General features: G+C 54.7%; 23 protein-coding genes. 11 read left to right on the plus strand and 12 right to left on the minus strand.

Annotated features, from left to right (window positions below):
• Positions 1–113: 113 nt before the first annotated feature.
• Entirely contained in the window at positions 114–689 is a 576-nt protein-coding gene (nfuA, locus tag LJN55_RS01695; protein WP_133846647.1) for a Fe-S biogenesis protein NfuA, read from the minus strand.
• Positions 690–747: 58 nt separating this feature from the next.
• Complete coding sequence (gene gntX / locus LJN55_RS01700) at positions 748–1431, minus strand: DNA utilization protein GntX (RefSeq protein WP_227535579.1); 684 nt, start codon at positions 1429–1431, stop codon at positions 748–750.
• A gap of 35 nt (positions 1432–1466) precedes the next feature.
• On the opposite strand from gntX, the gene bioH reads away from it, so the two are divergent.
• A complete protein-coding gene (gene bioH / locus LJN55_RS01705; RefSeq protein ID WP_227535581.1) occupies positions 1467–2243 on the plus strand; it encodes a pimeloyl-ACP methyl ester esterase BioH in 777 nt (258 codons plus the stop codon).
• A 161-nt stretch (positions 2244–2404) separates the two neighbouring features.
• The gene (locus tag LJN55_RS01710) at positions 2405–2671 is read left to right on the plus strand and encodes a YdgH/BhsA/McbA-like domain containing protein (protein WP_227535582.1); all 267 of its coding nucleotides are present in this window, start codon (positions 2405–2407) and stop codon (positions 2669–2671) included.
• Positions 2672–2704: 33 nt separating this feature from the next.
• On the opposite strand, the gene LJN55_RS01715 is transcribed toward LJN55_RS01710, so the two are convergent.
• The 5 genes from LJN55_RS01715 to greB form a co-directional block, all read right to left on the minus strand.
• A complete protein-coding gene (locus LJN55_RS01715) occupies positions 2705–4393 on the minus strand; it encodes an alpha-amylase family glycosyl hydrolase (RefSeq protein WP_200642639.1) in 1689 nt (562 codons plus the stop codon).
• A gap of 82 nt (positions 4394–4475) precedes the next feature.
• Positions 4476–6779, minus strand: coding sequence for a Fe(2+) transporter permease subunit FeoB (gene feoB, locus LJN55_RS01720; protein WP_227535583.1), 2304 nt, complete (start codon positions 6777–6779; stop codon positions 4476–4478).
• A complete protein-coding gene (feoA, locus tag LJN55_RS01725) occupies positions 6776–7018 on the minus strand; it encodes a ferrous iron transporter A (protein ID WP_200642641.1) in 243 nt (80 codons plus the stop codon). The genes feoB and feoA overlap by 4 nt, the downstream gene beginning before the upstream one ends.
• A 137-nt stretch (positions 7019–7155) precedes the next feature.
• Complete coding sequence (locus LJN55_RS01730) at positions 7156–9486, minus strand: Tex family protein (RefSeq protein ID WP_227535584.1); 2331 nt, start codon at positions 9484–9486, stop codon at positions 7156–7158.
• 100 nt (positions 9487–9586) lie between these two features.
• Positions 9587–10066, minus strand: a complete 480-nt coding sequence (gene greB / locus LJN55_RS01735) for a transcription elongation factor GreB (RefSeq protein ID WP_133846703.1) — start codon at positions 10064–10066, stop codon at positions 9587–9589.
• Between the two features lie 288 nt (positions 10067–10354).
• Between greB and ompR the strand changes: the two genes are divergently transcribed.
• Together ompR and envZ are read left to right on the plus strand one after the other, a co-directional pair.
• Complete coding sequence (gene ompR, locus LJN55_RS01740; protein WP_001157751.1) at positions 10355–11074, plus strand: osmolarity response regulator transcription factor OmpR; 720 nt, start codon at positions 10355–10357, stop codon at positions 11072–11074.
• On the plus strand, positions 11071–12420 hold the full coding sequence (gene envZ / locus LJN55_RS01745) for a two-component system sensor histidine kinase EnvZ (RefSeq protein WP_133846655.1): 1350 nt from the start codon (positions 11071–11073) through the stop codon (positions 12418–12420). Before ompR ends, envZ begins: the two co-directional genes overlap by 4 nt.
• 60 nt (positions 12421–12480) lie before the next feature.
• Here envZ and pckA read toward each other — a convergent pair whose 3' ends face one another.
• The 4 genes from pckA to LJN55_RS01765 all read right to left on the minus strand — a co-directional run bounded on the left by pckA (position 12481) and on the right by LJN55_RS01765 (position 18068).
• Entirely contained in the window at positions 12481–14100 is a 1620-nt protein-coding gene (gene pckA, locus LJN55_RS01750; protein WP_227535585.1) for a phosphoenolpyruvate carboxykinase (ATP), read from the minus strand.
• A 396-nt stretch (positions 14101–14496) separates the two neighbouring features.
• Positions 14497–15375 carry an Hsp33 family molecular chaperone HslO gene (hslO, locus tag LJN55_RS01755; RefSeq protein WP_227535586.1) on the minus strand — a complete coding sequence of 293 codons (879 nt, stop codon included), beginning with the start codon at positions 15373–15375 and terminating at the stop codon, positions 14497–14499.
• Between the two features lie 22 nt (positions 15376–15397).
• On the minus strand, positions 15398–15799 hold the full coding sequence (gene hslR / locus LJN55_RS01760) for a ribosome-associated heat shock protein Hsp15 (RefSeq protein ID WP_133846658.1): 402 nt from the start codon (positions 15797–15799) through the stop codon (positions 15398–15400).
• 130 nt (positions 15800–15929) lie between these two features.
• Positions 15930–18068, minus strand: a complete 2139-nt coding sequence (locus LJN55_RS01765) for an intracellular growth attenuator family protein (protein ID WP_227535587.1) — start codon at positions 18066–18068, stop codon at positions 15930–15932.
• Between the two features lie 399 nt (positions 18069–18467).
• Between LJN55_RS01765 and nudE the strand changes: the two genes are divergently transcribed.
• A complete protein-coding gene (gene nudE, locus LJN55_RS01770; RefSeq protein ID WP_133846704.1) occupies positions 18468–19034 on the plus strand; it encodes an ADP compounds hydrolase NudE in 567 nt (188 codons plus the stop codon).
• Positions 19035–19112: 78 nt separating this feature from the next.
• Here the strand turns inward: nudE and mrcA are convergent, their stop codons facing one another.
• The gene (gene mrcA, locus LJN55_RS01775; RefSeq protein ID WP_133846660.1) at positions 19113–21665 is read right to left on the minus strand and encodes a peptidoglycan glycosyltransferase/peptidoglycan DD-transpeptidase MrcA; all 2553 of its coding nucleotides are present in this window, start codon (positions 21663–21665) and stop codon (positions 19113–19115) included.
• Between the two features lie 115 nt (positions 21666–21780).
• Between mrcA and pilM the strand changes: the two genes are divergently transcribed.
• From pilM to aroK, 6 genes are all read left to right on the plus strand, one after another.
• Entirely contained in the window at positions 21781–22608 is an 828-nt protein-coding gene (gene pilM / locus LJN55_RS01780) for a pilus assembly protein PilM (protein WP_133846661.1), read from the plus strand.
• On the plus strand, positions 22608–23153 hold the full coding sequence (locus tag LJN55_RS01785; protein ID WP_212813620.1) for a PilN domain-containing protein: 546 nt from the start codon (positions 22608–22610) through the stop codon (positions 23151–23153). Before pilM ends, LJN55_RS01785 begins: the two co-directional genes overlap by 1 nt.
• The gene (locus LJN55_RS01790) at positions 23150–23647 is read left to right on the plus strand and encodes a HofO family protein (protein WP_159337851.1); all 498 of its coding nucleotides are present in this window, start codon (positions 23150–23152) and stop codon (positions 23645–23647) included. The genes LJN55_RS01785 and LJN55_RS01790 overlap by 4 nt, the downstream gene beginning before the upstream one ends.
• Complete coding sequence (locus LJN55_RS01795; protein WP_159337853.1) at positions 23637–24038, plus strand: HofP DNA utilization family protein; 402 nt, start codon at positions 23637–23639, stop codon at positions 24036–24038. The genes LJN55_RS01790 and LJN55_RS01795 overlap by 11 nt, the downstream gene beginning before the upstream one ends.
• On the plus strand, positions 23959–25203 hold the full coding sequence (gene hofQ / locus LJN55_RS01800) for a DNA uptake porin HofQ (protein WP_227535588.1): 1245 nt from the start codon (positions 23959–23961) through the stop codon (positions 25201–25203). The genes LJN55_RS01795 and hofQ overlap by 80 nt, the downstream gene beginning before the upstream one ends.
• Positions 25204–25595: 392 nt before the next feature.
• The gene (gene aroK / locus LJN55_RS01805; RefSeq protein ID WP_048917675.1) at positions 25596–26117 is read left to right on the plus strand and encodes a shikimate kinase AroK; all 522 of its coding nucleotides are present in this window, start codon (positions 25596–25598) and stop codon (positions 26115–26117) included.
• Positions 26118–26120 lie beyond the last annotated feature (3 nt).

Consider the following 26120-nt stretch of genomic DNA (forward strand, 5'->3'; position numbering starts at 1 on the left):
CCAGCGTCAATCACGCCAGTGAAAATTAAACAGGCAGTCGGGGAAAAATTAAACCGGGGGCGTGAAATCGCGGGGAAGAAAAGAGAAGGGGCCGGATATCCGGCCCCAGGTCATCAGTAGAACGAATGCTCACCGCGTTCGTGTTCTGTCAGGTCGCGTACGCCTTTCAGTTCAGGGAACGCTGCCAGCATCTCTTTCTCGATGCCTTCTTTCAGGGTCACATCGACCATGGAACAGCCGTTACAGCCGCCGCCAAATTGCAGAATAGCGAAACCTTCGTCAGTGATTTCCATCAGGGAAACTTTACCGCCGTGGCTGGCCAGCTGCGGGTTGATCTGGGCCTGCAACAGGTACTCAACACGCTCAATTAACGGGGCATCTTCGTTAACTTTACGCATTTTGGCGTTCGGTGCTTTCAGCGTCAGCTGTGAACCCAGGTTATCGGTCACAAAGTCGATTTCAGCGTCTTCCAGATACGGTGCGCTCAGGGCATCAACATAGGCTGACAGCAGGGGAAACTTCAGTTCAGTATCCGTTGCTTCTACTGCATCGGGTGGGCAGTAGGAAACACCGCACTCGGCAGTCGGTGTACCCGGATTAATCACGAATACACGAATTTGGGTGCCATCTTCCTGCTTTGACAGCAGTTTTGCGAAGTGCTCTTGTGCAGAGTCGGTAATTAGGATCATGGCGATTGCTCAATAGTTAACTAATTTCATTGGTTATAATACGCCCATCACCGACGCTCTACAAGGTTCGGCACAGGCACCAGATCTGTACGCTGGCAGCACCCCTGGCCAGCAGAATGCGGCTTATCTCTGCGGCGGTACTGCCCGTGGTGACCACATCATCTAATAAGGTGATATGCAGTCCGCGCACATCAATTTCAAGTGTAAACGCGCCGCGTAAGTTTTTACGCCGTGCCAGAGCGCCCAGTCGGTGCTGAATACGCCCCGCACGCACACGTGTAATGGCTCGGGGTAAATAACGACATTGCGTCCAGCGTGCCAGGCAGTGAGCTATATCCTCTAATTGATTATAGCCGCGTTGCCACGCCCGGCGATGATGCAGTGGCACTGTCAGCAATACATCCGGACGAAGCAGGCCGCTGTTACGCCGTTGCATTAACCAGCATAGCAGTATCAACCGGGCCAGCATTACCGCAAGTGCGGTGGTGTGATAAAACTTTAGCCGGTTCACCAACTGGCTCAGCGGTGGTTGCCAGGGCGTGACTGACACCAGCCACTGCCAGGGAGGCGGATTGTGCAGGCAGCGGCCGCATTCACGGGTTGTTTCGCCGCTGGGCAGTCCACAGCGCGGGCAGCCACCGCGCATCGCCAGAAGGCGACGTAAACAAACGGTGCACAAGCCGTGCTGTGCAAGATTGAGCGGCATCAGACATAGCCAACAGCCTGCTGGCATTGGTAGCATGGCGACCTCGTAATTTAAATACAGGACGATAACCCATGACGGTGCTTCACTGGGAGACTATTGGACAGGGCGATTGCCATCTTGTGCTGCTGCACGGATGGGGGCTGAACGCCGGGGTGTGGCATTGCATTAGCGAGCGGCTCAGTGCACATTTTTGCCTGCATCTGGTGGATTTGCCCGGCTATGGCCACAGTCAGGGATTCCCGGCAATGACTCTTGACGAGATGGCGGCAGCCGTGCTGGCGCAGGCCCCTGAGCAGGCCATCTGGCTGGGCTGGTCGCTGGGGGGCCTGGTTGCCAGCCAGGTGGCGCTGAATGCGCCGCAGCGGGTGCGTGGTTTGGTCAGCGTGGCATCCTCACCGCGTTTCAGTGCGGAAACCGATTGGCCCGGCATAAAACCGGAAACGCTGACCTCATTTCAGCACCAGTTGAGTGAGGATTTCCAGCGCACCGTGGAGCGGTTTCTCGCGTTACAAACCCTGGGGACGGACAGCGCTCGCCAGGATGCCCGGGCATTGAAAAGCGTGGTGTTTGAGCGGCCGGTACCTGCGGTTGAGGTCCTGAACGGCGGACTGGAAATTCTCAAGACGGCAGACGTACGCCAGGCGCTCGCCGCGCTGTCCATGCCATTTTTGCGCCTGTATGGGGCGCTGGATGGCTTAGTCCCGCGCAAAATTGTCCCGCTGCTTGATGATGCCTGGCCAGCCAGCACCAGCCATATTATGGAGAAAGCGGCCCATGCGCCGTTTATCTCGCATCCGGCGGATTTCTCACAGCAGATTATCGATTTCAGTGAAACTCTCTGGACCTGAATTCTGAATTAAAAACAGCCTGCTCCGTTGATTATTTCTGGTCATTTTTTGCAACAATTCACCTCGTTGCTGCTTTTATCTGTTGGGGCAATAATAAAAGCGGCAGCTTAGATTTGCTGCCATAATTTACTGGAAATATTGACCTAAGGAGAGGAAATTATATGAAAAAGCTGATCACTATCTCTGCCCTGATGTTGACGACCCTGGCGGCATTTAATGCCAGTGCAGCCGAGCAGATCACCCGCGAAAAAGCGCAGGAGATGAAGCTGGAAAAGATCGATACGGTGACGACAAACTCCACCACCGACCCGATGGATGCCAACGCGCGCCTATCGAAAAAAGCGGATGAGAAAGGCGGAAAATACTATGTGATCATCGCGGCCCAGCAGGGGAATCGCGATCACGCATTGGCCGACGTCTATAAGTAAGTGATAGTCTCTGCCCGCCATCGGTGGGCAGTTTCAGGCTTTCAGCCAGCGGTATTCCCACGCTTCCAGCAGCATCGCCTGCGCACCATCAATACGATCGCCACTGGCAATATCCCGATACCAGCGCGCCTCTGGCAACATCAAACTCACTGCTTTGTTGCTAAGGTTAAACACACACCAGAGGGATTCCTGTTCTTCTCTTGCCTGGCGTTTCATCACCAGCAGTGAATTGTCACTGTCGATGATGCTCATGGGATTATCCGGATGGAAGGCCGACTGCTGGATACGCACCTGAATAAGCTGGCTGAGAGCATAGTAGACCCGTTGTCGCAGTGAATCCTTTTCCATTAACGCCTGTTCGATATCGCTGACGGCATATTTCTGGCGGTTGATTGCCCGGTTGTACCCGGCAGTTTTTACGCCTTCTACATCGTTACGTGAGCCGAGAATACTTTGTACGTAGATGGCCGGTACGCCGGGAAAGGCCAGCAGCAGCGCATGAGCAAGCAGGAAACGGCGCAGGCGGGTATCGTCGTCGTCCGTTTTCTGATTCAGCGCATCCATGTAGGTGACGTTAATTTCATACGGGCTGGTGCTGCCGTCAGGGTTATTCTTATAGGAGATCAGTGCCCCTTCCATCGCCAGATCGCGCACCAGCGAGACGATCTCGGTTTCCGGCAGAATGCCGCGTAAGGGGTTCAGGCCAATGCCGTCATGTGAGGCGAGGAAATTGAAGAAGGTGGTGCTGCCGCTGCCGCCATCGAGGGAGGCGGCCCACTGCCGCAGGGCGCGTGACGATCCGTAATGGATCGCGTGCAGCACCAGCGGCGGCAGTGAAAATTGATACACCATCTGCGCCTCATCACGACCATTACCAAAATAGCTGATGTTATCTTTGTGCGGTACGTTGGTTTCCGTCAGCACCACCGTGCCTGGTGCCACCTCGTTGGCGATGGCGCGAAACAGTTTGACCAGTTGGTGAGTTTTTTCCAGATGAATGCAGGACGTCCCCGGGGTTTTCCACATGTAGCCCACGGCATCCAGCCGCAGGTAATCGGCGCCTTTTTCCAGATAATCCAGTACCACGTTCACCATCGCGATCAACACTTCCGGGTTAGCGAAATTCAGGTCGATCTGATCGGCGCTGAAGGTGGTCCAGATAAAACGGGTTTCACCATCGGCCATCGCAAAAGGCGTGAGAAGGGGTGAGGTACGTGGGCGGGTGACAGCGCTTAAATCGGTGGTAGGCGGCATGCTGATAAAGAAATCGTTCCAGCCCGGGTCCTGCGCCAGATAGTGGCGAAACCAGGCGCTTTCAGATGACATATGGTTGCAGACAAAATCAAACATCAGTCGGGTATGCTGGCGCAGGGCGGCAACGTCCTGCCAGTCACCACATTTTGGGTCCACCCGGTGATAGTCAATGACTGAGAAACCATCGTCGGAGGACCAGGGGAAAAAAGGCAGCAGATGAACCAGATTAAAGCTGGATTGCAGGTGCTGTTGCCAGAAACGAGAGAAGGTCGTCAGGGTGGGCGTGTTCTCTTCATGAAACTGATCGGCGTAGGTGATCAGCACCACGTCTTTTTCATCCCAGTGTGGCTTACGCGACTGTTGAATACGCTCCCGCGCATCAGCAATCAGCGTATGCAGCCGCTGTAAGCAGGATGGCGGGAAAGTGTAATCGTAGATCTTATCTATTAAGTTATTGATAATATCCATTATTATTCGAATTGCCACCGCGGGTGAAAAATTCAGACGTTATTTTTCACTGTAGACGCTGGTCACAAAATCGCAACCTGCATCAGTGGCAACGACCGTTTTTGGCGCAGTTCTGGCAGCCGGTGCTGACCTGTTTGACCGGGATCTGCGCCGGGGTGATGCGCACCCGGCGTAGCGCGCCCAGCAGCAGGGCATTGAACAGCAGGACAGTGGTAATAATCAGACTGCTGCTGCCCGGATGCTGGTGGAAACTGGCAACCTGATAGAACAGAGCGGCCAGCGAGTAAGCCAGATCCAGCCCCCACAGGATCGAGAACAGCATCCAGCGGTGGCTGCTTTCACGGGCAATGGCACCCATCACTGAAACGCACGGCACGTACAGCAGCACAAAAATCAGGTAGCTGTAGGCGGCGGCATCGCTGGCGAACTTGCTGTGCATCGTACCCATTGCGCCGCTGGCCATTTCCGTATCGCCTTTACTGGCCTCAATAGGGTTGGCGAGAACGCTGAGGCTGAAGGTGGCTTTGATGCCTTGCCATGTCTGAGTCAGCGCGTCACTCAGTTGCGCGCGAAGACTGAACTGCTCAGGGTCGAATGCCTGCTGTTGCAGCGCTTCGGCGGTGTAGAGGGTATTCAGCGTGCCGACCACCACTTCTTTTGCCATCGCCCCGGTCAGCAGACCGACGGTAGCCTGCCAGTTATCATCGTGAACACCGATCGGTGCCAGCAGCGGTGTCAATGTCTGGCTGACGCTGGCCAGCGCGGAGTCGTTCAGATGACTCACCGGCTTGCCGCTAAACGAAAAACTGTTTAGCGCTCCGATAAGCATACTGACCAGCACAATCACTTTTCCGGCCCGCAGGACAAACCCCCGCAGACGCTGCCAGGTTTGCAACAGCAGACTTTTGGCGTGAGGAACATGCCACAGTGGCAGCTCCATTACAAAGGGACTGGCGGTACCGCGCATCAGCGTATGCTTCAGCAGCAGACCAGTGGCGATGGCCGCGCAAATCCCCAACAGATAGAGGCTGAAAACGACCAGGGCACCGCGCTGACCGAAAAAGGCCGCCGCAAAGACGGCGAAAATCGCCAGCCGCGCTCCGCAGGAGATAAACGGCGCCATCAGCACGGTGATCAGCCGCTCCCGTGGCGCGTCCAGCGTGCGTGCACCCATCACCGAGGGCACATTGCAGCCAAAGCCAACAATCAGCGGTACAAAGGATTTACCGGGCAGACCCAGCGCCTGCATCAACCGATCCATCACAAAGGCGGCACGCGCCATATAACCGGAATCTTCCAGCAGAGAGAGGAACAGATACATCATGCCGATCTGCGGCACCAGCGGCATCACGGTATTGATCCCGCCGCCAACGCCCTGCGCCAGGAAAAGTGTCAGCCATAACGGCAGGTGCAGCGTAGCCCCCAGCCATTGCGTACCCTGAATAAAGATCGCCGCTGATCCAAGGTCGAACAGGGGTTGCAGCGCGCCACCAAGGTTGATGGCGAGGAAGAACATCATATACATCACCAGCAGAAACACCGGCAGACCCAGCCAGCGGTTCATGGTCAGCCGATCCAGCCGCTGGCTGAACAGGCTACGGCTTCCGGCCACACGGATGACCTTGTGACAGAGGGATTCGAGAGTCTGATAGCGGCTACTGGCAATGGACTGGGCAGCATCCTCGCCCAGATGTTCATGGATGCCAGGCAGTAACGCCTGGGCAGCGGGCATCTGCTGCTGGCTCCAGATGTCCCCTTCCAGCATATGCAGGGCCAGCCAGCGTTTCTGCCCTTCGGGCGTGGCGGCAGGCATGGACGCGACCAGTTCACGTAACGCCTGTTGCAGCGGCTGCGAATAGGGGACATCAAGCAGGGTAGGCTGGCGTGAATAGCGGTCGATGGTCTCTTTCAGTGGTTTGATGCCGCGCCCGCGTGTCGAAACCAGCGGTATCACCGGGCAGCCCAGGGCCTGTTCCAGCGCCGCGAGGTCTAACTCTGTTTGCTGGCTTTCAACAATATCCAGCATGTTTAACGCCACGATGCAGGGCTGCCCCATTTCCAGCAGCTGCAAGGTCAGATAAAGATTACGTTCAAGGTTACTGGCATCCACCACGTTAATCACCAGGTCAGCATCACCGCTCAGCAGATACTGGCAGGCAATCTGTTCGTCCAGCGATGCCTGCGCCGAGAGGGTGGTGAGCGAGTAACAGCCCGGCAGATCAACCAACTGCACCTGATGCTCTTCTGTGGTGAACTGCCCTTCTTTGCGCTCGACGGTCACACCGGCCCAGTTACCGACCCGCTGGCGCGATCCGGTGAGCTGGTTAAACAGGGTGGTTTTGCCTACGTTTGGGTTCCCGGTCAGCGCGATAGTGATGGTTTTCATGCTGTCTCTCCGGCTGACTGCATGGCTTCCAGCTGGAGCAAATCAAGGTCCCTTTTGCGCAACATCAGGCTCACGTGGCGGGTTTCAATATGCAGCGGATCGCCCAGTGGCGCGATGCGGATCAGCCGAAAGGTGGCGCCGGGCAACAGCCCCAGCGCCATCAGTTTCTGGCGAAATACCGGATTGATGGATGACGAAAAACCGACGATTCGGTAGGTATGCTGTGGGATCATGTGCATTGGCGGTGCCTGCTTAAATAGACACTGAGAATTTTAATGAGAGTGATTCTTGCTCACATTGATATGGAGCAACTTAATCGCAGGGCAAGTGGGGAGGTTAGGAAAAAAGAGCGGGCCGTGAGACCCGCCGGGGAGGATTAGCTTTTTTTACCAAACGCGGCGGCCAGCGCATCGCCCATCGCGCTGTTGCCCGCAGACTGAGCAGCAGGGCGTTTGTTGTTGGCTTTTGCCGGGCGTGCATTGTCACGGTCCGGCGATTTGTTGCCGCCACCGCGTCGCGCATTGGTTTCGCCTGGCTGCTCGTCAAGACGCATGGTCAGTGCAATACGCTTACGCTGTAAATCCACTTCCATCACCTTCACTTTGACCACATCACCGGCTTTCACCACTTTGTGTGGGTCATCGACAAATTTATCGGCCAGTGAGGAGATATGCACCAGACCATCCTGATGGACGCCGATATCGACGAAGGCGCCGAAGTTGGTGACGTTAGTCACCGAGCCTTCCAGCACCATCCCCGGGAGCAGGTCATTCATGGTGTCGACACCGTCAGCGAACTGTGCGGTTTTAAACTCAGGACGGGGATCTCGGCCCGGTTTTTCCAGCTCTTTGATGATGTCACTCACGGTCGGCACGCCGAAACGCTCATCGGTAAAATCAACGGCTTTCAGATTACGCAGCTCAGTCGGGTTACCCATCAGGTCGTTCAGTGCCTGCTCGGTGGCGGCGAGAATGCGCTCCACGACAGGATACGCTTCCGGGTGCACGGTAGAGGCATCCAGTGGGTTATCGCCCTGAGTGATGCGAAGGAATCCGGCGCACTGTTCAAAGGCCTTTGGCCCCAGACGACCGACTTTCAGTAACTGCTGACGGTTCTGGAAACGGCCGTTCTCGTCACGCCAGGTGACAATATTCTGGGCGATCATCTTGCTCAGCCCTGCCACGCGCGTTAGCAGCGGCACAGAGGCGGTATTCAGATCGACACCCACGCCGTTCACGCAGTCTTCCACCACCGCATCCAGTTTTCTCGCTAACTGGCTCTGGCTGACGTCATGCTGGTACTGGCCGACACCAATGGATTTCGGGTCGATTTTTACCAGTTCGGAGAGCGGATCCTGTAAGCGACGGGCGATGGAAACCGCGCCACGCAGCGAGACATCCAGGCCAGGGAACTCCAGTGCCGCCAGTTCGGAAGCGGAATAGACCGAGGCTCCCGCTTCGCTGACGATGACTTTCTCGCCCTGGACCTGCGGGAACTGCTTTTGCACCTCAAGATAGAAACGCTCGGTTTCACGAGATGCCGTACCGTTGCCGATGGCGACCAGTTCAACCTGATGTTTGGTACAGAGTGCTGCGACGGCCGCTGCGGCTTTCGCAGTCTGCCCGGTGTGAGGATAGATGGTGTCTGTCGCGACCAGCTTCCCGGTCGCATCCACCACGGCGACTTTGACCCCGGTACGTAGGCCAGGATCGAGACCCATCGTGGCGCGCATCCCCGCCGGCGCCGCCATCAACAGATCGTGCAGATTGCGGGCGAAGACATTAATCGCTTCGTCTTCCGCGCGTTCACGCACGGTGCCCATCAGTTCGGTTTCGAGGTGCAGCAGCACCTTGATGCGCCAGGTCCAGCTGACTACGGCTTTACGCCAGGTATCCGCTGGCGCATTGTTCAGGCGCAGATTCAGATGGTCTGTGATGATCTGCTCACCGTGGCTTTCGCGCGGTGGTTCATCAAACTGCGGATCAGCATTCAGCGCCAGCTGTAAGATACCTTCGTTACGCCCACGGAACATGGCCAGCGCACGGTGGGAAGGTACGGTGGATAACGCTTCATGATGATCGAAGTAGTCACGGAATTTTGCGCCTTCCTCTTCTTTGCCATCGATCACACGTGCGACCAGGTGTGCATTTTTCCAGAGGTAGTCACGCACTTTTGCCAGCAGTCCGGCATCTTCTGCGAAACGTTCCATCAGGATGTAGCGTGCACCATCCAGCGCCGCTTTGGTGTCAGCAACACCTTTGTCGGCATCAATGTAGCCAGCGGCCAGTTGTTCAGGATCGTGAGACGGCTCCTGCCATAACGTGTCTGCCAGGGGTTGCAGACCGGCTTCTATCGCGATCTGACCGCGCGTGCGGCGCTTCTGTTTGTAAGGCAGATAGAGGTCTTCGAGCTCGGTTTTACTCAGGGTGGCGTTGATTGCCGCTGCCAGCTCATCGGTCAGTTTTCCCTGGTCGGCAATGGATTTCAGAATGGACTGGCGGCGGTCGGCAAGCTCGCGCAGGTAACCCAGTCGGGTCTCCAGCTGACGCAGTTGGGTATCATCTAACCCGCCGGTCACTTCCTTACGATAACGTGCGATAAACGGCACGGTATTTCCTTCGTCCAGCAGGCGAACAGCGGCTTCAACCTGTTCTGGTCTGGCCTTTAGCTCACTTGCAATCAGGCGGCTTAGTGAATTATTCATCATTGTTGGGACACTTTTTAGCTTAAGAAATTGGCAACAGTTATACGGATTGCAGCAGCATAATGCCAGTCATCAGACTGTCAGCATGGCTGCAACGGCGAGTTTAGGATTCTTTGACGTAGCTGATCGCATTGACGTACCACAGTGCTTCACCCACTGGGGTGTGGACGATGGCGGCATCCCCGATCTCTTTTTTCAGCAATGCACGCGCCATCGGCGAGTCGATAGAGATATAGTCATTGCGACCGAAGATCTCGTCATAGCCGACAATGCGGAAATGCTTCAGATCGCCATCATCGTTTTCCACCTCAACCCAGGCACCGAAAAACACTTTGCCATCCTGCTGTGGGGAATAGTCGACAATACGCAACTGTTCCAGGCACTTGGTCAGATAGCGTATCCGGCGGTCAATTTCACGCAGGCGTTTTTTGTTGTACTGATAGTCGGCATTTTCACTGCGATCGCCAAGGCTGGCCGCCCAGGTGACCTTCTTCGTCACTTCCGGGCGCTCTTCACGCCACAGGAAGTCCAGCTCCTGCTTCAGCAGGTTGTAGCCTTCGCGGGTAATCAGTTTGGTTTTCATCATTCAGCCATCGTCATCGTGATATGCAGACTATTTTGTTGTGCTGTGTGACGGGATGCAAATTCATTGTTCCGAATTATGCCGCAACGTTACTGCTTGTTTGTCATGATAAATACGCTGGAAAAAACCGTTCATCCCCTGGTTTTTTTGACCCAGATTACAGATAAGCTGCTGTTTAATATGCTTTGTAACAATTTCGGCTACAATATAAACCATTATTGACTGTTACATTCAGGCATCTTTTTTAAAAATACAGGCTCAGGCAATAGCGCCTTTGGGAGTAACGAAATGCAAGAAAATTACAAAATCCTGGTGGTAGATGATGACATGCGTTTGCGTGCACTGCTGGAGCGTTATCTGACCGAGCAGGGCTTCCAGGTGCGTAGTGTGGCCAATGCTGAGCAGATGGATCGCCTGCTGACGCGTGAATCATTCCACCTGATGGTGCTGGACCTGATGTTACCTGGCGAAGATGGCTTGTCGATTTGCCGCCGTCTGCGCAGCCAGAGCAACCCGATGCCGATTATTATGGTCACCGCCAAAGGCGAGGAAGTGGATCGTATCGTGGGCCTCGAAATCGGTGCGGATGACTATATTCCAAAACCGTTCAACCCACGTGAACTGCTGGCCCGTATCCGTGCGGTGCTGCGTCGTCAGGCGAATGAACTACCGGGTGCGCCTTCTCAGGAAGAAGCGGTGATTGCTTTCGGTAAATTCAAGCTGAACCTCGGTACCCGCGAGATGTTCCGTGAAGATGAGCCGATGCCACTGACCAGCGGCGAGTTCGCCGTGCTGAAAGCGCTGGTGAGCCACCCGCGTGAGCCGCTGTCGCGCGATAAACTGATGAACCTGGCCCGTGGTCGTGAGTACAGTGCGATGGAGCGTTCTATCGACGTACAGATCTCCCGTTTGCGCCGTATGGTGGAAGAAGATCCGGCTCATCCACGCTACATCCAGACCGTTTGGGGCCTGGGCTATGTCTTCGTGCCGGACGGCAGTAAAGCATGAGGCGATTCCGCTTCTCTCCCCGTAGTTCATTTGCCCGCACACTGTTATTGATCGTTACCCTGCTGTTCGTCAGCCTGGTAACGACTTATCTGGTGGTGCTGAACTTTGCAATTTTGCCCAGTCTGCAACAGTTCAACAAAGTGCTGGCCTATGAAGTTCGTATGTTGATGACCGACCGTTTGCAGTTGGAAGATGGCACGCAGCTGGAAGTGCCTCCGGCATTTCGCCGTGAAATCTACCGTGAACTCGGCATCTCGCTGTATACCAATGCAGCGGCGGAAGAGAGCGGATTACGCTGGGCGCAGCACTATCAGTTTCTCAGCCAACAGATGGCGCAGCAGTTGGGTGGCCCGACCGATGTCCGTGTGGAGGTCAATAAGAACTCCCCGGTGGTGTGGCTGAAAACCTGGTTGTCGCCGGATATCTGGGTGCGCGTCCCCCTGACCGAGATCCATCAGGGCGATTTCTCTCCATTGTTCCGCTACACGCTGGCGATTATGTTGCTGGCGATCGGTGGAGCCTGGCTGTTTATACGTATCCAGAACCGCCCGCTGGTGGAGCTGGAGCACGCAGCGTTACAGGTGGGTAAAGGCATTATCCCCCCGCCACTGCGCGAGTATGGTGCCTCTGAGGTCCGTTCCGTGACGCGGGCATTTAATCAGATGGCATCTGGCGTGAAGCAGTTAGCCGATGACCGAACCCTGCTGATGGCCGGGGTGAGTCATGACCTGAGAACGCCATTGACGCGTATTCGTCTGGCAACGGAAATGATGTCAGAGCAGGATGGCTATCTGGCTGAGTCGATCAATAAAGATATCGAAGAATGTAATGCGATTATCGAACAGTTTATTGATTACCTGCGTACCGGGCAGGAGATGCAGTTTGAACGCGCGGACCTCAACAGTGTGCTGGGAGAAGTGGTGGCGGCAGAAAGCGGTTACGAGCGTGAAATTGAGAATGCCGTGATGTCCGCTGAGCTGATGCTGGATATCAATCCCCTTGCGATTAAGCGTGCGATTGCCAACATGGTCGTCAATGCTGCCCGCTATGGTAATGGCTGGATTAAGGTCAGTTCCGGGCGTGAGCTGCATCGAGCCTGGTTCCAGGTAGACGATGATGGTCCCGGTATTGAACCCGACCAGCTTAAGCACCTGCTTCAGCCGTTTGTGCGTGGTGACAGCGCACGCAGTACCAGCGGAACGGGCCTGGGACTGGCGATTGTGCAGCGTATTATTGATGCTCACCAGGGGGCGCTGGAGATTGGTAAGAGTGAAAAAGGGGGCTTACGCATTCGTGCCTGGCTGCCATTGCCACCTGCCAGCCTTCCGCCAGGGCCTACCCAGTGACAGGCAAGGGTGCGACATGAAGTTGTAGGGGTGAGGCATGCCTCACCCGATTCCACTGGCTTACAGTGTCGGCCCGGCTTTCACCAGTGCTTCACCCGCTTTAGTGTCGGTGAACTTATCGAAGTTGTTGATAAACCTCTGCGCCAAATCCCGAGCCTTTGTTTCCCATTCGGCTTCACTCGACCAGGTTTGACGCGGGTCGAGCAGTTTGCTGTCTACGCCTTGCAGGGTCAGCGGTATCTCCAGGTTGAAAACAGGCAACGTGGTGGTTTCTGCATGGGCGATGTCGCCACTGAGGATAGCGTTGATAATCGCCCGTGTATCGGCGAGCGAAATACGTTTCCCACTGCCGTTCCAGCCGGTATTCACCAGCCAGGCTTCTGCGCCTGCGTCCTTCATCCGTTTCACCAAAACCTCTGCGTACTGTGTGGGGTGCAGGGTCAGGAACGCGGCACCAAAGCAGGCTGAGAAGGTGGGAGTAGGTTCGGTGACTCCACGCTCAGTACCGGCCAGTTTGGCGGTAAAACCGGAAAGGAAATGGTACTGGGTCTGCTCGGCGGTCAGGCGTGATACGGGGGGCAGCACACCGAAAGCGTCAGCGGTCAGGAAAATCACTTTCTTCGCGTGGCCGGCTTTCGACACCGGTTTAACGATATTGTCGATATGATCAATCGGGTAGGAGACGCGGGTGTTCTCGGTCTTGCTGCTGTCGTCATAATCCACCGAACCATCGCTGCGAACGACAACGTTCTCCAGCAGGGCATCCGGGCGGATCGCATGGTAGATCTCCGGTTCTGCTTTTTCTGACAGTTTGATAGTTTTAGCGTAACAGCCCCCTTCAAAGTTAAACACGCCGTCATCATCCCAGCCATGTTCATCATCGCCAATCAGCTTGCGCTCTGGGTCGGTAGACAGTGTGGTTTTGCCCGTGCCCGACAGGCCGAAGAATATGGCAACATCCCCTTTTTCACCGACGTTGGCCGAGCAGTGCATCGACGCGATCCCTTTTAGCGGCAGCAGGTAGTTCATAATAGTGAACAACCCTTTCTTCATCTCGCCGCCGTACCAGGTTCCCCCGATAAGCTGTATGTTTTCCGTTAGGTTAAAGGCGACAAAGTTCTCGGAGTTCAGTCCCTGCGCCTGCCAGTCCGGGTTGGTGCACTTGGCGCCGTTCATCACCACGAAGTCAGGTGTGAAATTCGCCAGGCCCGCTTCATCCGGGCGTATAAACATGTTCTTCACAAAGTGCGCCTGCCAGGCGACTTCCGTGATAAAGCGTACGCTGAGGCGTGAGTCCGGGTTAGCGCCGCACCAGGCATCGACCACAAACAGGCGTTTGCCGGAGAGCTGCTGCGTGACAAGGTTTTTCAGCGACTGCCAGGTTTCCTGCGAGAGGGGATGGTTATCATTTTTACCTTTGCCCTGGTCACTCCACCACAGCGTGTCGCGGGTGGTTTCGTCACGTACCAGATATTTGTCTTTCGGAGAACGTCCGGTAAAAATGCCGGTATCCACGGCGACAGCGCCAGACTGCGTGATGATACCGCGCTCAAAACCGTTTAATGTGGGTAGGGTTTCTTCCTTAAACAGGGTGTCATAATCAGGATTATGAATCACCTTCACCGTATCAGTGATGCCATAAGCGACGAGGTCCTGCAAGGTCAGGTCGTTAGTGTGCATGTTACTGCTCCTTTGTCGGTTTTTTGTACTGCGTCAAATTGTAGGGGTATTTCAACTTTATTATCGCGAGTGACTTCCGACTTCTGCATCAGTGCCGGGTGATACCACGATCGCGCGCAGTTTACACCCGCCAGAAAACAGCGAAAGCGGCAAAGAAGGAAAATGAGAAGCCACGCTGGGTTCAATGAAAAGAATCGCATTTGTTGCATCAATAGTGCTAAGTCGGTGTCTTTTTTTAGTGATAAATACCAGGGAGGGGAGGATTGTCAGGTGGAAAGTTCGACTTTTTGTGACGGGAGTATCGTATTGTTTTTCGATGAGAAATAAAGGCAGGCAGCGTAAAAACGGGGGCATCGTTGAAAAGAAAAAGGCCGGATAATATCCGGCCCCTGGCGATTAGTGAACCTGTTGGTCACCTGTCGCAGAATGATTACGGATCGCGGCAATATCGACCGCATCATAGACGTAGTGATTACCGCAGTAGTCACAGTGCATATCAATGTTGCCATCTTCCTGCAGGATCTGGTCCACTTCTTCATCCGGCAGTGTTCGCAGCACATCGCCGCAACGTTCGCGTGAACAGGTGCACTTGAAGCTCACGTTCTGGGGTTCAAACAGGGTGACTTCTTCCTGATGATAGAGACGCCACAGCACGTCATTTGCTGGCAGGCCCAGCAGCTCTTCTGTTTTGATCGTTTCTGTCAACGTCGCCAGATGGTTGAACTCATCCAGGCTGGCATCCTGAGCCGGCAGAACCTGCAACAGAATACCGGCTGCACCCACCTGCGATTCTGTTTCGCCGGTGCGGATAAACAGACGAGTAGGGAGCTGCTCTGAACGCATAAAGTAATCTTCCAGGCAGGCGGCAAGGGTGTCACCTTCCAGCCCGACTACGCCCTGGTAGCGCTCACCTTCTTTCGGAGAAATGGTGATCACCAGATAGCCATTGCCGACCATCTCTTTTAGGCTGCTCCCATCGGCAATCTCACCCTGCATACGTGCAACACCGCGCATTTCCTGAAGATTGTTACCGTTGATTACGGCCATATTAAGCGGGCCATCACCCTGTAACTGCACCGTGATGTCACCGTCAAATTTCAGGGTAGCTGTCAGCAGACTGGTGGCGACCAGCAGTTCGCCAAGGACCTGTTGCACTGGCTGAGGGTAGTCATGACCCTCAATGATTTCCTGCCATGTCTGGGATACGGTAACCAGTTCGCCGCGCACAGCATGGTTTTCGAACAGGTAACGGTGCATTTGGTCTTGCTGGGACATAGTGTTTCTCTCGAGTGTGGCGTTATTCGTCGCCAGAATGTTTAAATTTCATCAGGTCACGACGTTCCTTTTTATCAGGGCGCCGGTCAGGGTGCGGCATAGTGAGGGCATTCATTTTACGCGCCAGCGCCACTTTTTCCCGCTTCTCAATACTCTCTACCGTTTCGCGGTACAATTGTTGCGCAACAGTCGCCGGGCCACGTTTGTCAGTGATCGCTTCAATCACCACGGTGCGCTGATCGTTACCCTGGCGCAGCGTCAGCTCGGCAGCCACTTCCACCAGTTTACTGGGTTTGCTGCGTTGACCGTTGTAATGGACTTTGCCGCCTTCAATCATTTCGCGTGCATCTGCCCGGGTTTTATAAAACCGGGCGGCCCAAAGCCATTTATCGAGCCGGACCCCGTCTGAGGGTTTCTCTTTCATCGCTGCTCCTTTTGGGAATACCCCTATATAGGGTGTCCCCCGTCGTCTTTCAAGTTAACGGGTGGGGCGTCCTGGATTATTTTGGGTATGGAGGGCACTAGCTATTAAAAATAGCACAGATGCGATGGGGTCAGAACATCGGCCGCACGGTCTGTATATCGTTGAGCGAATGGTTAAGGCATTTGTCGTAATACTGATGAATTTCCATCATCCGAAGACGATTACGGTGGATGCGACGCAGCGCCAGTAGTGTGTTAATGACCAGAATCAGAGTGAGCAACAGCAACAACAAGCTGCTGCCGAGGTAGTGCCATAATGTGATGGTGTCTGGCTCGCTGTGCAGTGCGATATGGCGGGTGCCGTTGGCATCGGTGGTGATGCTTGTAATGATCCCGTTAGCCTTAAACGGCGTGTGCAGCAGCATACCTGCCAGACGTTGCAGTTCTGGCCATTGGTCAGGCGCGTTGTAATCAAACAGTGATGCCGCCGGGGAGGGTTGATTCACCAACTGGCGGCCTTCGTCGCTGAGGATCAGGAAACCACCCGGAGGAGGGCTGTTCAGCGCGTCCGAGGCACGGCGTGTTTCACGGTAGAAGAAAGAGGACGTCGCGGTGTTCACCAGGTTTTCCAGCGCTTCGGCGCTCACCGGGCGCAGTAGCACGTTCATGCCGTTGAGTGCACCAGAATTGGCACGATGCACCAGCGTCTGCCAGTCTTTGGCATTGCCGAGGTTGACCAGCGCATTTTTCAGACGCACACAGTCCTGCTCCTGGCTGCACAAATCCTGGGTTTTTTGCACGATATCGGAGAAGTCATCCAGCAGGATCATGCCTGACTTTTGAATGGCGGTGGCCAGCTGCGGATTGAGTTTTGGATCGGTGCTGGTCTGCGGATGAAGCTGCATTCGGGTGGTATCCAGCAGTGCGGTGGCTTTATCAATAATATCGGACTGCGGCAGGGGCAGGGGGTCAGCGTTATTCCAGTATACCGCAGAGCAGTCGAACGGCATAAAGTCATAGTTGCGGTTGCCCTGATAGGTGGCTGGGATCGAACACATCCCCGTGCCTTTGACTTTCAGGCTGTCGCCCACATGGAGGGCAACGTTTTCTAAGTCACTCACCTGCGTGACTTGCAGACTTTCCGTGCCTTTAATCCATGCCAGGCTCAACTTCAGTGGCATGCTCAGGGGGATCCAGGAAATCAGCAGTACCAGCACTAACAACGCACCCGCAGCCAGCACAACATTTTTACGCCAGCGTTGGATTGGGAAATTACGCACCTCATCCTGCAGGGAGAGGAAACGTCCCTGGCGAACGACCTGGCGGTTAAGATAGATATCAACGTCGGTAGTTTGACCCAGGTCCTGGGCTACGTAGCTTTGCCAGTGTGGCGGATAGATCAAATCGATAATACCCAACGAGATGTTACTGACCTGACCCTGGTTGGATTCGCCAAATAAGCCCCAGCGTTTCGGTGCGCCGCGCAGGCAGTGGATGTCACGCAGGTCTTTCTCTGTGGGGCGGCGGTACAGCATCCAGATGCTGAATAAAATCATGCAGATACCCGCCAGTATCAGCCAGGGCATCAGAACAACCGGCCCCACGAGGCTGATGAAAAACAGCAGTAATCCCGTGCTGATAAGCAGGGCTTCCCGGGTGCCATCCGGTTTGCTCAATGCATACTCTTCCAGACTCTCCTTGCGAACGCTGAGAAGCTCAACGTTCTCGCCCTCTTCTTTGCGGATAGAGGCATTTTGCCCGGTCGCGCGTACCATCGGCACCAGTGCAGGCGATTCCCAACGATATTGAGTCAGTGAGTGCCCATTGAGTGAAATGACCAGCGGGATCGTTTGCGTTTTAATGAGCTCAACGTAGTTCTCTTCCGCAATGTACTGCTCCCACAGTGGGGGCAGATGCACTTCAACCGCATCCAGGTAGTAGCGCCATTTATTTTGGTCGTCGGTGGAGAGTCCGTAGCGGGTGATGGAGCGAGTGACGGGATAAACATTGTTGCTTTGAGATGTCAGAACCAGTTGTTCGGGTGAGCTGCTGGCACCGGTTGGCTGGGTATCGTGCCGATTATTAGCCAGCATGGAGACGTAGCGTTCTACCGCTGTGCGTTCTTCGTCGCTCAGTTTGCGATAAGGGGGACTAATGAATGGCAGTGGTTTCGCCAACGGCGGGCGATGCCGCATAGCGTACCAAAAAAAACAACCTGCCGTCACCGAGCAGGCCAGCATTACAGCCAATATGATGACTATTGTGCTCATGCTCCCCTCATTCCTGCCACGATGCTCCTGTCATTTCTCTCGCATAAGATGGTGGGTCAATACCAGCCAAAAATGGCGAGTGAAGACAGAATAGGCAATTCACTGTGTGATTAAAAATAGCGCTAAAAATCATAAAATTAGAATAATTGTATAGCATGGCCGGGGGTGATGTTACCAGGCATTTGCCATAACAGATATCGGCATAATCCTATTTTTTAGTCGTTCAATTGACATTCTTTAAAAGATTTTCCTCATATTAACAAGGATTTGTTATAAAAAAGTAAAATGATTCATGCGATGATTGGATTCCTGCGGCACCTGCCGCACAATGGACAATAGCACACCCGTGTTTGCACCGGGCATGACGTTAACCTTATTCGGCTTTTCGCTGGGGCCATGATGACCAGACAATTACAAAAACCTACTATCCACAAAGTTGAAGCTGTTGCGCGCTCCAGGTTGTTCACGGTAGAAGCCGTTGATCTGGAGTTCAGCAATGGTGCGCGCCGTGTGTACGAACGTATGCGTTCCTCTGGCCGTGAAGCGGTTATGATCGTACCGATTGTCGACGATCATCTGATTCTGATTCAGGAATATGCTGTCGGGCTGGAAAGCTATGAGCTGGGGTTCCCGAAGGGATTGATTGATGCTGGCGAAACGCCGTTTGAAGCCGCCAATCGTGAACTAAAAGAAGAGGCCGGGTTTGGCGCTCATCAGTTGGAGACACTGGGAAAACTGACGATGGCGCCGTCCTATTTTTCCAGTCAGATGAACATTGTGGTGGCAGAGGGACTTTATCCTGAGCAACTGGAAGGGGATGAACCTGAGCCATTACCGCAACTGCGCTGGCCGCTAAATAATTTGCTGGCGCTCCTGGATGAACCTGATTTTCGCGAATCGCGTAACGTCAGTGCGCTGTTTCTGGTCCGTGAATGGCTGGTGAAGCAAGGCCGGCTGAGTTACTGATGTGAGCCATCGTAACGGGTGAGTGTGGTTGACTGACCTGAAATAAAAAATGCCGGGCAATTGCCCGGCATTTTTGTATCAGAACAACTCGTGGCTTTCGCCGTTGTCCATCAGTGTGGTTCCGACGTCATGTACGGAATATTCAGTCGGCTGGGTGCCGTTGATGAAGTATTCCGCGCGGCTATTGCCGCCACCGTTCGCCAGTTTGCCGGTGCTGCGGTCGATATTGACCGTCACTACGCCTTCTGGCGGCGTCAATGGTTGTAACGGCACACCATCCAGCGCGGATTTCATATAGTCATCCCATGCTGGCTGTGCGCTCTTGGCACCGCCTTCGTAGCCTGATATCTGATCTTTAATCGCCCCGGAAGCCGTGGTGCGTCCGAGGTCACGGCGGTGATCGTCAAAACCGATCCACACCGAGGTGACAACCCCCGGCCCGTAGCCGGAGAACCAGGCATCTTTTGAGCTGTTAGTGGTACCGGTTTTGCCACCGATATCGTTACGTTTAAGGTCGCGGCCAGCCCGCCAGCCAGTGCCCATCCAGCCTGGCTCACCAAACACATTCGAATTCAGCGCACTTTTAATCAGGAATGACAGCGGGGTGTTGATCACGTGTGGCGCATATTGCTGCTGGCCATCCTGCTGACCCTGCTGTGGAACCTGCTCCAGCTGCGGTTGTGGTACGGCAACATTGTTACCTTCCGACGATACCGCCACGTTTTCTACGCTGTCTTCACTCAGTGCGACGGCCTTCTGAGTGTTGCCATAGATCACCGGCAGATTGCACTCTGCACAGGCGACTTTCGGTTTCGCTTCGAAGACGTGGTTGCCTTGCTCATCATCGATGCGCGTGATGAAGTACGGGTCAACCAGGAAGCCGCCGTTCGCCATCACAGAGTAGCCACGTACCATCTGCAATGGGGTGAAGGAGGCCGAGCCCAGCGCCAGTGATTCCGTATGGACGATGTTCTGTGCCGGGAAACCAAAACGCTGCAAATATTCGGCCGCATAGTCGACGCCCATGGCGCGCATGGCGCGCACCATCACAACGTTCTTCGACTCACCCAACCCCTGGCGCAGACGAATGGGACCCGCGTAGGTATTGGGTGAGTTTTTCGGACGCCAGTCAGCACCGGCACCTGCATCCCAACGAGAAATCGGCACGTCGTTAAGAATAGATGCCAGCGTCAAACCACGGTCCATTGCTGCGGTATACAGGAACGGTTTGATATTCGAACCGACCTGGCGTAACGCCTGGGTTGCACGGTTAAACTTGCTCAGATTGAAGTCAAAACCGCCCACAAGTGCGCGCACGGCACCATCGTGTGGGTCGAGCGATACCAGTGAGGAGTTCACATCCGGCACCTGGCCCAGTTGCCAGTCGTTATCCACTTTGCGTACCCAAATCTGCTGACCAGGCTGCAATACCTGGCTCACCGAACGCGGTGTGGCACCTTGTAAGGTGTCTGACTTGAACGGGCGGGCCCAGCGAACACTGGCGAGGTTTAGCGCAACGCTGCTGCCATCACGCATAATGGCCGTGGCTTCCTCGCTATTACTGGTGGTAACCACTGCCGGGAACAGCGGACCGTACACCGGTAAAGACTTCAGCGTTTTCATGATTTCGCTGTGGCCCCACGCCTGCTCACCCACTTTCCACAGCACACTGGCCGGACCGCGATAACCATGACGCATATCATAGGCAATAACGTTGTCCTGAACCGATGTCTGTGCCGCCAACTGGAGCTTACGGGTGACGGTGGTATAGACCTTATAACCGTCGTTGTAGGCGTTCTCACCGAAGCGCTTGATCATCTCCTGACGCACCATCTCAGTCAGATACGGCGCTGAGAAAGCAATTTCCGGCACATGATAGTTCGCCACCAGTGGTGTGCTGCGCGCTTCGTTATACTGCATCTGCGTGATGTAGTGCTGGTCAAGCATACGTGCCAGAACGGTATTGCGACGCTGCACGGCACGATCATGAGAATAGAGTGGGTTAAATGTCGACGGTGCTTTTGGCAGGCCGGCGATCATGGCGATCTCACTCAGTGACAGCTGATCAACGCTTTTACCAAAATAGACCTGTGCCGCAGCGCCAACACCATAGGCGCGGTAGCCGAGGTAAATCTTGTTCAGATACAGCTCAAGGATCTCGTCCTTGCTCATCATCTGTTCAATGCGAATGGCGAGGAACACCTCCTTGACCTTACGTATCAGTGTACGTTCCGGGCTGAGGAAGAAGTTACGTGCCAGCTGCTGGGTAATGGTACTGGCCCCCTGCGACGCATGACCGGAAACCAGCGCAATGCTGGCTGCACGGAAAATACCAATCGGGTCGACGCCATGATGTTCATAGAAGCGGCTGTCTTCCGTCGCGATAAAGGCCTTCACCATTTGCGGTGGGATTTGTTGCAGCGTCAGTGGAATACGGCGTTTCTCGCCGTACTGTGCGATAAGCTCGTTATCGGCACTGTAGACCTGCATTGGCGTCTGCAGACGCACATCTTTCAGCGTGGCGACATCCGGGAGCTGTGGCTCTATGTATTTGTACAAACCATAGATCGAGCCAGCTCCCAGCAAGATGCAACACACTGCAAGGATCAATAAATACTTTACGAACTTCACCTGATATTTCCCACTTAAAGTCGGTTGGGCAGTTTATAAACAATCGCGCGGTAGTATAAAGGCAAGCCTGTACCTTGGATACGTCCTTTTCAACAGACGATAAGGAGATCGCGCAATGGCTTTTAAGACATGGCAAGTCGGGCTGGATATTCAAAACGGGCAGCTCTGCGCCCTGGGCATCCAGCGCCGTCGAAACGGCTGGCAGCTACGTCATTGGTGGCAGCATACGTTGCCGCAAGATACGTTAAGAAATGGCCTGGTGCAACGCCCGGACGATGTTGTGGCATTACTGCAACGCTGGCGTAAACACCTTCCTGCTCGCATTTCACTGCGGGTCGGCTTCCCCCCGCAGCTCGTCATGCAGCGCCAACTGGCGAAGCCTGCCTTACGATTACGTGAACCCGATCGTAACAGTTACATCATGGCGGCGGCGAGACGATTTTTCCCTATCGCACCCGAAGCGCTGGCGCTGGATTACCGTGGTAGTGATGACGTTGACGGGGCGATGTATCTGACGGCGGCACGCCAGGATGCACTACAAAATTGGGTAGACTGCCTGCAACAGGCCTCGCTGGCTCCCGATGTTCTGGAACTGACTCCGGCGGCACTGTATGCGCTGGCTCGTGGACTGTCACTGGAGGCGTCCGCCGCACTGGTGCACCGCCTGAACGATCACTGGCTGTGGTATGCCCCGCAGTCGGGTGTTCATGCCTGGGGCTGGTGTTCACTGGAAGATGCAGCCGATTTTAGCGCACTACAGCAGCGATATTTACAAGGCAGCCACTCAGTCTGGTACAGCTCTGTGCTGGCAGAAGAGCGGCCGGAAGGCACCTTCGCCTTGTCGCCGCTGGCCGCAGTGCAATGTTATCAGCCGCCGTTGCCCGTGTATGACGGTGCTTTTGCATTGGCAACCGGTCTGGCATTACGCCCGGAGGATTGCTGATGGTATGGGTGAACTTATTGCCCTGGCGGCAGGTGAAATTGCAGAAGCGCTGGCGCGTCTGGCGTCTGGCAGGGGGCGTTTTAGTTCTGGTGTTTTCCATGCTGATGCTGGAGGGATACTGGCAGCGCAGTCTCAATCACCAGCAGAGTCGCACGCAGGGTCTGTGGAGCGCCGCGCTAAACGATGTGCAGGCCCTGAGTGCACGCACGCAGGCCGCACGACAGCAGCTCAGCGCCTTGCAACGTCAGCAGCATCACCTCATGCACCGTCAACAGCAGATGACCCAGTGGCGTGATTTCGCGCGGGGTCTTGGCCTGCACTTTCCACCGGATACCTGGCTGAGCGTGTTGCATAAAACCCGCAAGGAACTGGTGTTACGCGGAGTGGCGGCCAGCATTCAGGAACTGCACCAGTTGCGTGACAGATTACGCGAGGTCACGTTGTTTAAACAGGTCAATTTGGGGGCAGTCCAGCGTGTTCGCACGGGCGAAATGACGTTTGATATGCAGGCACTACCGTTTTTGTCTCCTGGTGCCGACGAATGATGCACCGCTGGCTGATCGGTTGGTTGCAAATGCCGGCATGGATACGCTTGGGCAGTTTTTGTGGCGCTGCGCTGTTGCTGGCGATGCTGTTATGGGGCGCCTGGTGGCATCCGATAAAACAAAAGCAGCAGCAGGGCGAACAGCAGTGGCAGCAGCTGGCACACCGTTATCGTCAGCAGCTGCAATTACTCCGCGCCATGCCCGCACTTGCCACCGTGCAGCAGCAGACAGAACAGATCGAGGCACGGCTTACCTCTGACGTCATCCGGCCTTTTTTACTGCCTGACCTGCTCAAAGCCAGCGGTGCGGTACTGGAATACTGGCACCCTGCCGGGCAGGGCGGTGAGCTGTCTCTGATGCTGAACTGGCCACAATTTATTGCGCTGCTGGATTATCTTTCTGCGCTTCAGCCCACGTTACTGTTTTCCCAGTTCAAACTGCAACGTGAGGAACAGCAATTGCGCCTGGTCATGGAGTTAACGGATGAAAATTAAGCTGGCCTGGGGATTGCTGTTGTTGATGTGTAACGTGTGGGCGCGCGATCCCTTTTTTCCTCTGAACGTCCAGCGTTGCGCGTCCGTTGCAGAGACGGAACTCACCTGGCGTTTACTGGGACTGATTGGCCGAGAGGGCCGCTATGACGCGTGGCTGGTCTCGTCTCAACATAAATTGCTCTGGCGGCAGACTGGCGACCCATTACCCGGCACGGAGTGGCGTATCGCGGAGATTGATGCTCAGACTGTCACGATCACGACTTTACAGGACTGCCCGCCGTCACGGCGGCTGGGTTTAAAAGGAGGACATCATGCTCAGGATAATTTACCTCTGGCTGGCGCTGATAAGCCCGTTATCAGCCAGCCAGATTCCCCTCTCTCTCGCTTTTGACGCCGCTCCCGTCGGGCAGGTATTGCAGGCGCTGGCCGATTACCAGCAGCTCAACCTGGTGGTAGCACCGGGGGTTGAAGGCACGCTTTCTCTTCGGCTGAAAGACGTGCCCTGGCAGCAGGCTTTACAGTTGGTGTTAAAAATGGGGCGCCTGATAATGGAAAAACAGGGCAACGTGATGCTGATTTATCCGGAGAGCTGGCAGCAAGAGGAGGAGCGAAAAACGGCCGCACGCCGTGAAGCTCAGGAACAGACGCTCCCTCTGCATAATCGTACGCTCACTCTCCAGCATGCCGATGCCGCAGCGGTCAACGGCAGCCTGCAAAATGAGCGCGCCCGATTAATGACCGCGCGTGGCAGCATTACGCTGGATAGCCGGACTAACAGTTTGTTATTACGTGATACTGAAAGTGCCCTCGATCAGGCAGAACGTTGGGTGCGCCAGCTGGATGTGCCGTTGGCTCAGATTGAGCTGGCAGCACATATCGTCACCATCAGTGAAGAGAATCTGCGTGAATTAGGGGTTAACTGGGGGCTAAGTGGATCTGAACAGGTGGCAGAGGCGCTGCGTAGCAGCCAGCTGAGAGTGGATCTTGGCGTCAGTCGCCCGGCAGGTATGGTGGGTTTGACGCTGGCAAAACTGGATGGTCAGTTGCTGGATCTTGAGCTGAGCGCGCTGGAAAGAGAGCAGCAGGCCGAGATTATTGCCAGCCCACGCTTGTTCACATCGCATCAGCAGACGGCCAGTATCAAACAAGGTACGGAAATTCCCTACGAAGTTGCCAGTGGAAATAGGGGGTCGACCACCATGGAGTTCAAAGAGGCGATGCTGGCGATGGAAGTCACGCCAGAGGTACAGGCTAACGGTCGGATTTTACTGAAACTGCATATTTCTCAAAATGTACCCGGAAAAAATATGCGAAGCGGTGAAAACGAGGTCCTGACCATCGATAAACAGGAGATTGATACCCAGGTGATGTTGAAGGATGGGCAGACGCTGGCGCTGGGAGGGATTTTTCAGCAACAGAGCGCCACAGGGCGCACTAAGGTGCCTTTTCTGGGCGATATTCCGCTACTGGGTGGCCTGTTTCGTCACGATGTACGTGAACAAAAAAGGCGTGAATTGGTGATCTTCATCACACCGAGACTGATTCGTAGCGATTAATGCGATTTTTGAGGCAAACTGTAACACCTGCATGTTTTTTCCGGAATTGCTGACAGTTGGGTTTGACGCAAGGACGGAATTAGCTTACAAGGTTTAGCGATTTTGAATTACGGGCCAGGTGCCCTTAGCAGCGAATGCTTTTTAACCGTTTTTTATCGTGCGCAACCGGCGTAGCCGATGCAACCACATCCGGCTGATAAATGAAGCGGACTGAAACGCGCCAAAATATTGCGTGCAATGGGCAAGGTAAATTTAATCGGTTGCCAAAACACCTTCAGTGTTGAGATAATTTTCGTCTGACTCTCGCACTATCGCTCATGAGGTTTCAGTTCATGTCCTGCCTGGTTTAAGGCGGGGTATCATCAACGAATTGTCTTAGTAATACCGAAAAAATGGCAGAGAAACGCAATATCTTTCTGGTTGGGCCTATGGGTGCCGGCAAAAGCACTATTGGGCGTCAGTTAGCTCAACAACTCAATATGGAATTTTTCGATTCCGATCAAGAAATTGAGCGACGTACCGGAGCGGATGTGGGCTGGGTTTTTGACGTCGAAGGCGAAGAAGGCTTCCGCGATCGCGAAGAAAAAATCATCAATGAACTCACTGAAAAGCAGGGCATTGTGCTGGCGACAGGTGGCGGTTCCGTCAAGTCGCGCGAAACGCGCAATCGTCTCTCCGCCCGTGGCGTAGTGGTTTATCTTGAAACGACTATCGAAAAGCAACTGGCACGTACTCAGCGCGACAAAAAACGTCCGCTGTTGCAGGTGGATTCTCCACCGCGTGAAGTGCTGGAAGCATTAGCCGATGAACGCAATCCGATGTATGAAGAGATTGCCGACGTAACCATTCGTACTGACGATCAAAGTGCGAAAGTGGTGGCTAATCAAATTATCAATATGTTGGAAAAGAGCTGATTC

The sequence above is a fragment of the Erwinia rhapontici genome (assembly GCF_020683125.1).
In the GTDB taxonomy this organism is placed as follows: domain Bacteria; phylum Pseudomonadota; class Gammaproteobacteria; order Enterobacterales; family Enterobacteriaceae; genus Erwinia; species Erwinia rhapontici.

Bases quoted from the DNA above. Each gene is read 5' to 3' on its own strand.
- nfuA (WP_133846647.1), bottom strand. From the start codon at position 689: ATGATCCTAATTACCGACTCTGCACAAGAGCACTTCGCAAAACTGCTG.
- gntX (WP_227535579.1), bottom strand. From the start codon at position 1,431: ATGCTACCAATGCCAGCAGGCTGTTGGCTATGTCTGATGCCGCTCAAT.
- bioH (WP_227535581.1), top strand. From the start codon at position 1,467: ATGACGGTGCTTCACTGGGAGACTATTGGACAGGGCGATTGCCATCTT.
- LJN55_RS01710 (WP_227535582.1), top strand. From the start codon at position 2,405: ATGAAAAAGCTGATCACTATCTCTGCCCTGATGTTGACGACCCTGGCG.
- LJN55_RS01715 (WP_200642639.1), bottom strand. From the start codon at position 4,393: ATGGATATTATCAATAACTTAATAGATAAGATCTACGATTACACTTTC.
- feoB (WP_227535583.1), bottom strand. From the start codon at position 6,779: ATGAAAACCATCACTATCGCGCTGACCGGGAACCCAAACGTAGGCAAA.
- feoA (WP_200642641.1), bottom strand. From the start codon at position 7,018: ATGCACATGATCCCACAGCATACCTACCGAATCGTCGGTTTTTCGTCA.
- LJN55_RS01730 (WP_227535584.1), bottom strand. From the start codon at position 9,486: ATGATGAATAATTCACTAAGCCGCCTGATTGCAAGTGAGCTAAAGGCC.
- greB (WP_133846703.1), bottom strand. From the start codon at position 10,066: ATGAAAACCAAACTGATTACCCGCGAAGGCTACAACCTGCTGAAGCAG.
- ompR (WP_001157751.1), top strand. From the start codon at position 10,355: ATGCAAGAAAATTACAAAATCCTGGTGGTAGATGATGACATGCGTTTG.
- envZ (WP_133846655.1), top strand. From the start codon at position 11,071: ATGAGGCGATTCCGCTTCTCTCCCCGTAGTTCATTTGCCCGCACACTG.
- pckA (WP_227535585.1), bottom strand. From the start codon at position 14,100: ATGCACACTAACGACCTGACCTTGCAGGACCTCGTCGCTTATGGCATC.
- hslO (WP_227535586.1), bottom strand. From the start codon at position 15,375: ATGTCCCAGCAAGACCAAATGCACCGTTACCTGTTCGAAAACCATGCT.
- hslR (WP_133846658.1), bottom strand. From the start codon at position 15,799: ATGAAAGAGAAACCCTCAGACGGGGTCCGGCTCGATAAATGGCTTTGG.
- LJN55_RS01765 (WP_227535587.1), bottom strand. From the start codon at position 18,068: ATGAGCACAATAGTCATCATATTGGCTGTAATGCTGGCCTGCTCGGTG.
- nudE (WP_133846704.1), top strand. From the start codon at position 18,468: ATGACCAGACAATTACAAAAACCTACTATCCACAAAGTTGAAGCTGTT.
- pilM (WP_133846661.1), top strand. From the start codon at position 21,781: ATGGCTTTTAAGACATGGCAAGTCGGGCTGGATATTCAAAACGGGCAG.
- LJN55_RS01785 (WP_212813620.1), top strand. From the start codon at position 22,608: ATGGTATGGGTGAACTTATTGCCCTGGCGGCAGGTGAAATTGCAGAAG.
- LJN55_RS01790 (WP_159337851.1), top strand. From the start codon at position 23,150: ATGATGCACCGCTGGCTGATCGGTTGGTTGCAAATGCCGGCATGGATA.
- LJN55_RS01795 (WP_159337853.1), top strand. From the start codon at position 23,637: ATGAAAATTAAGCTGGCCTGGGGATTGCTGTTGTTGATGTGTAACGTG.
- hofQ (WP_227535588.1), top strand. From the start codon at position 23,959: ATGCTCAGGATAATTTACCTCTGGCTGGCGCTGATAAGCCCGTTATCA.
- aroK (WP_048917675.1), top strand. From the start codon at position 25,596: ATGGCAGAGAAACGCAATATCTTTCTGGTTGGGCCTATGGGTGCCGGC.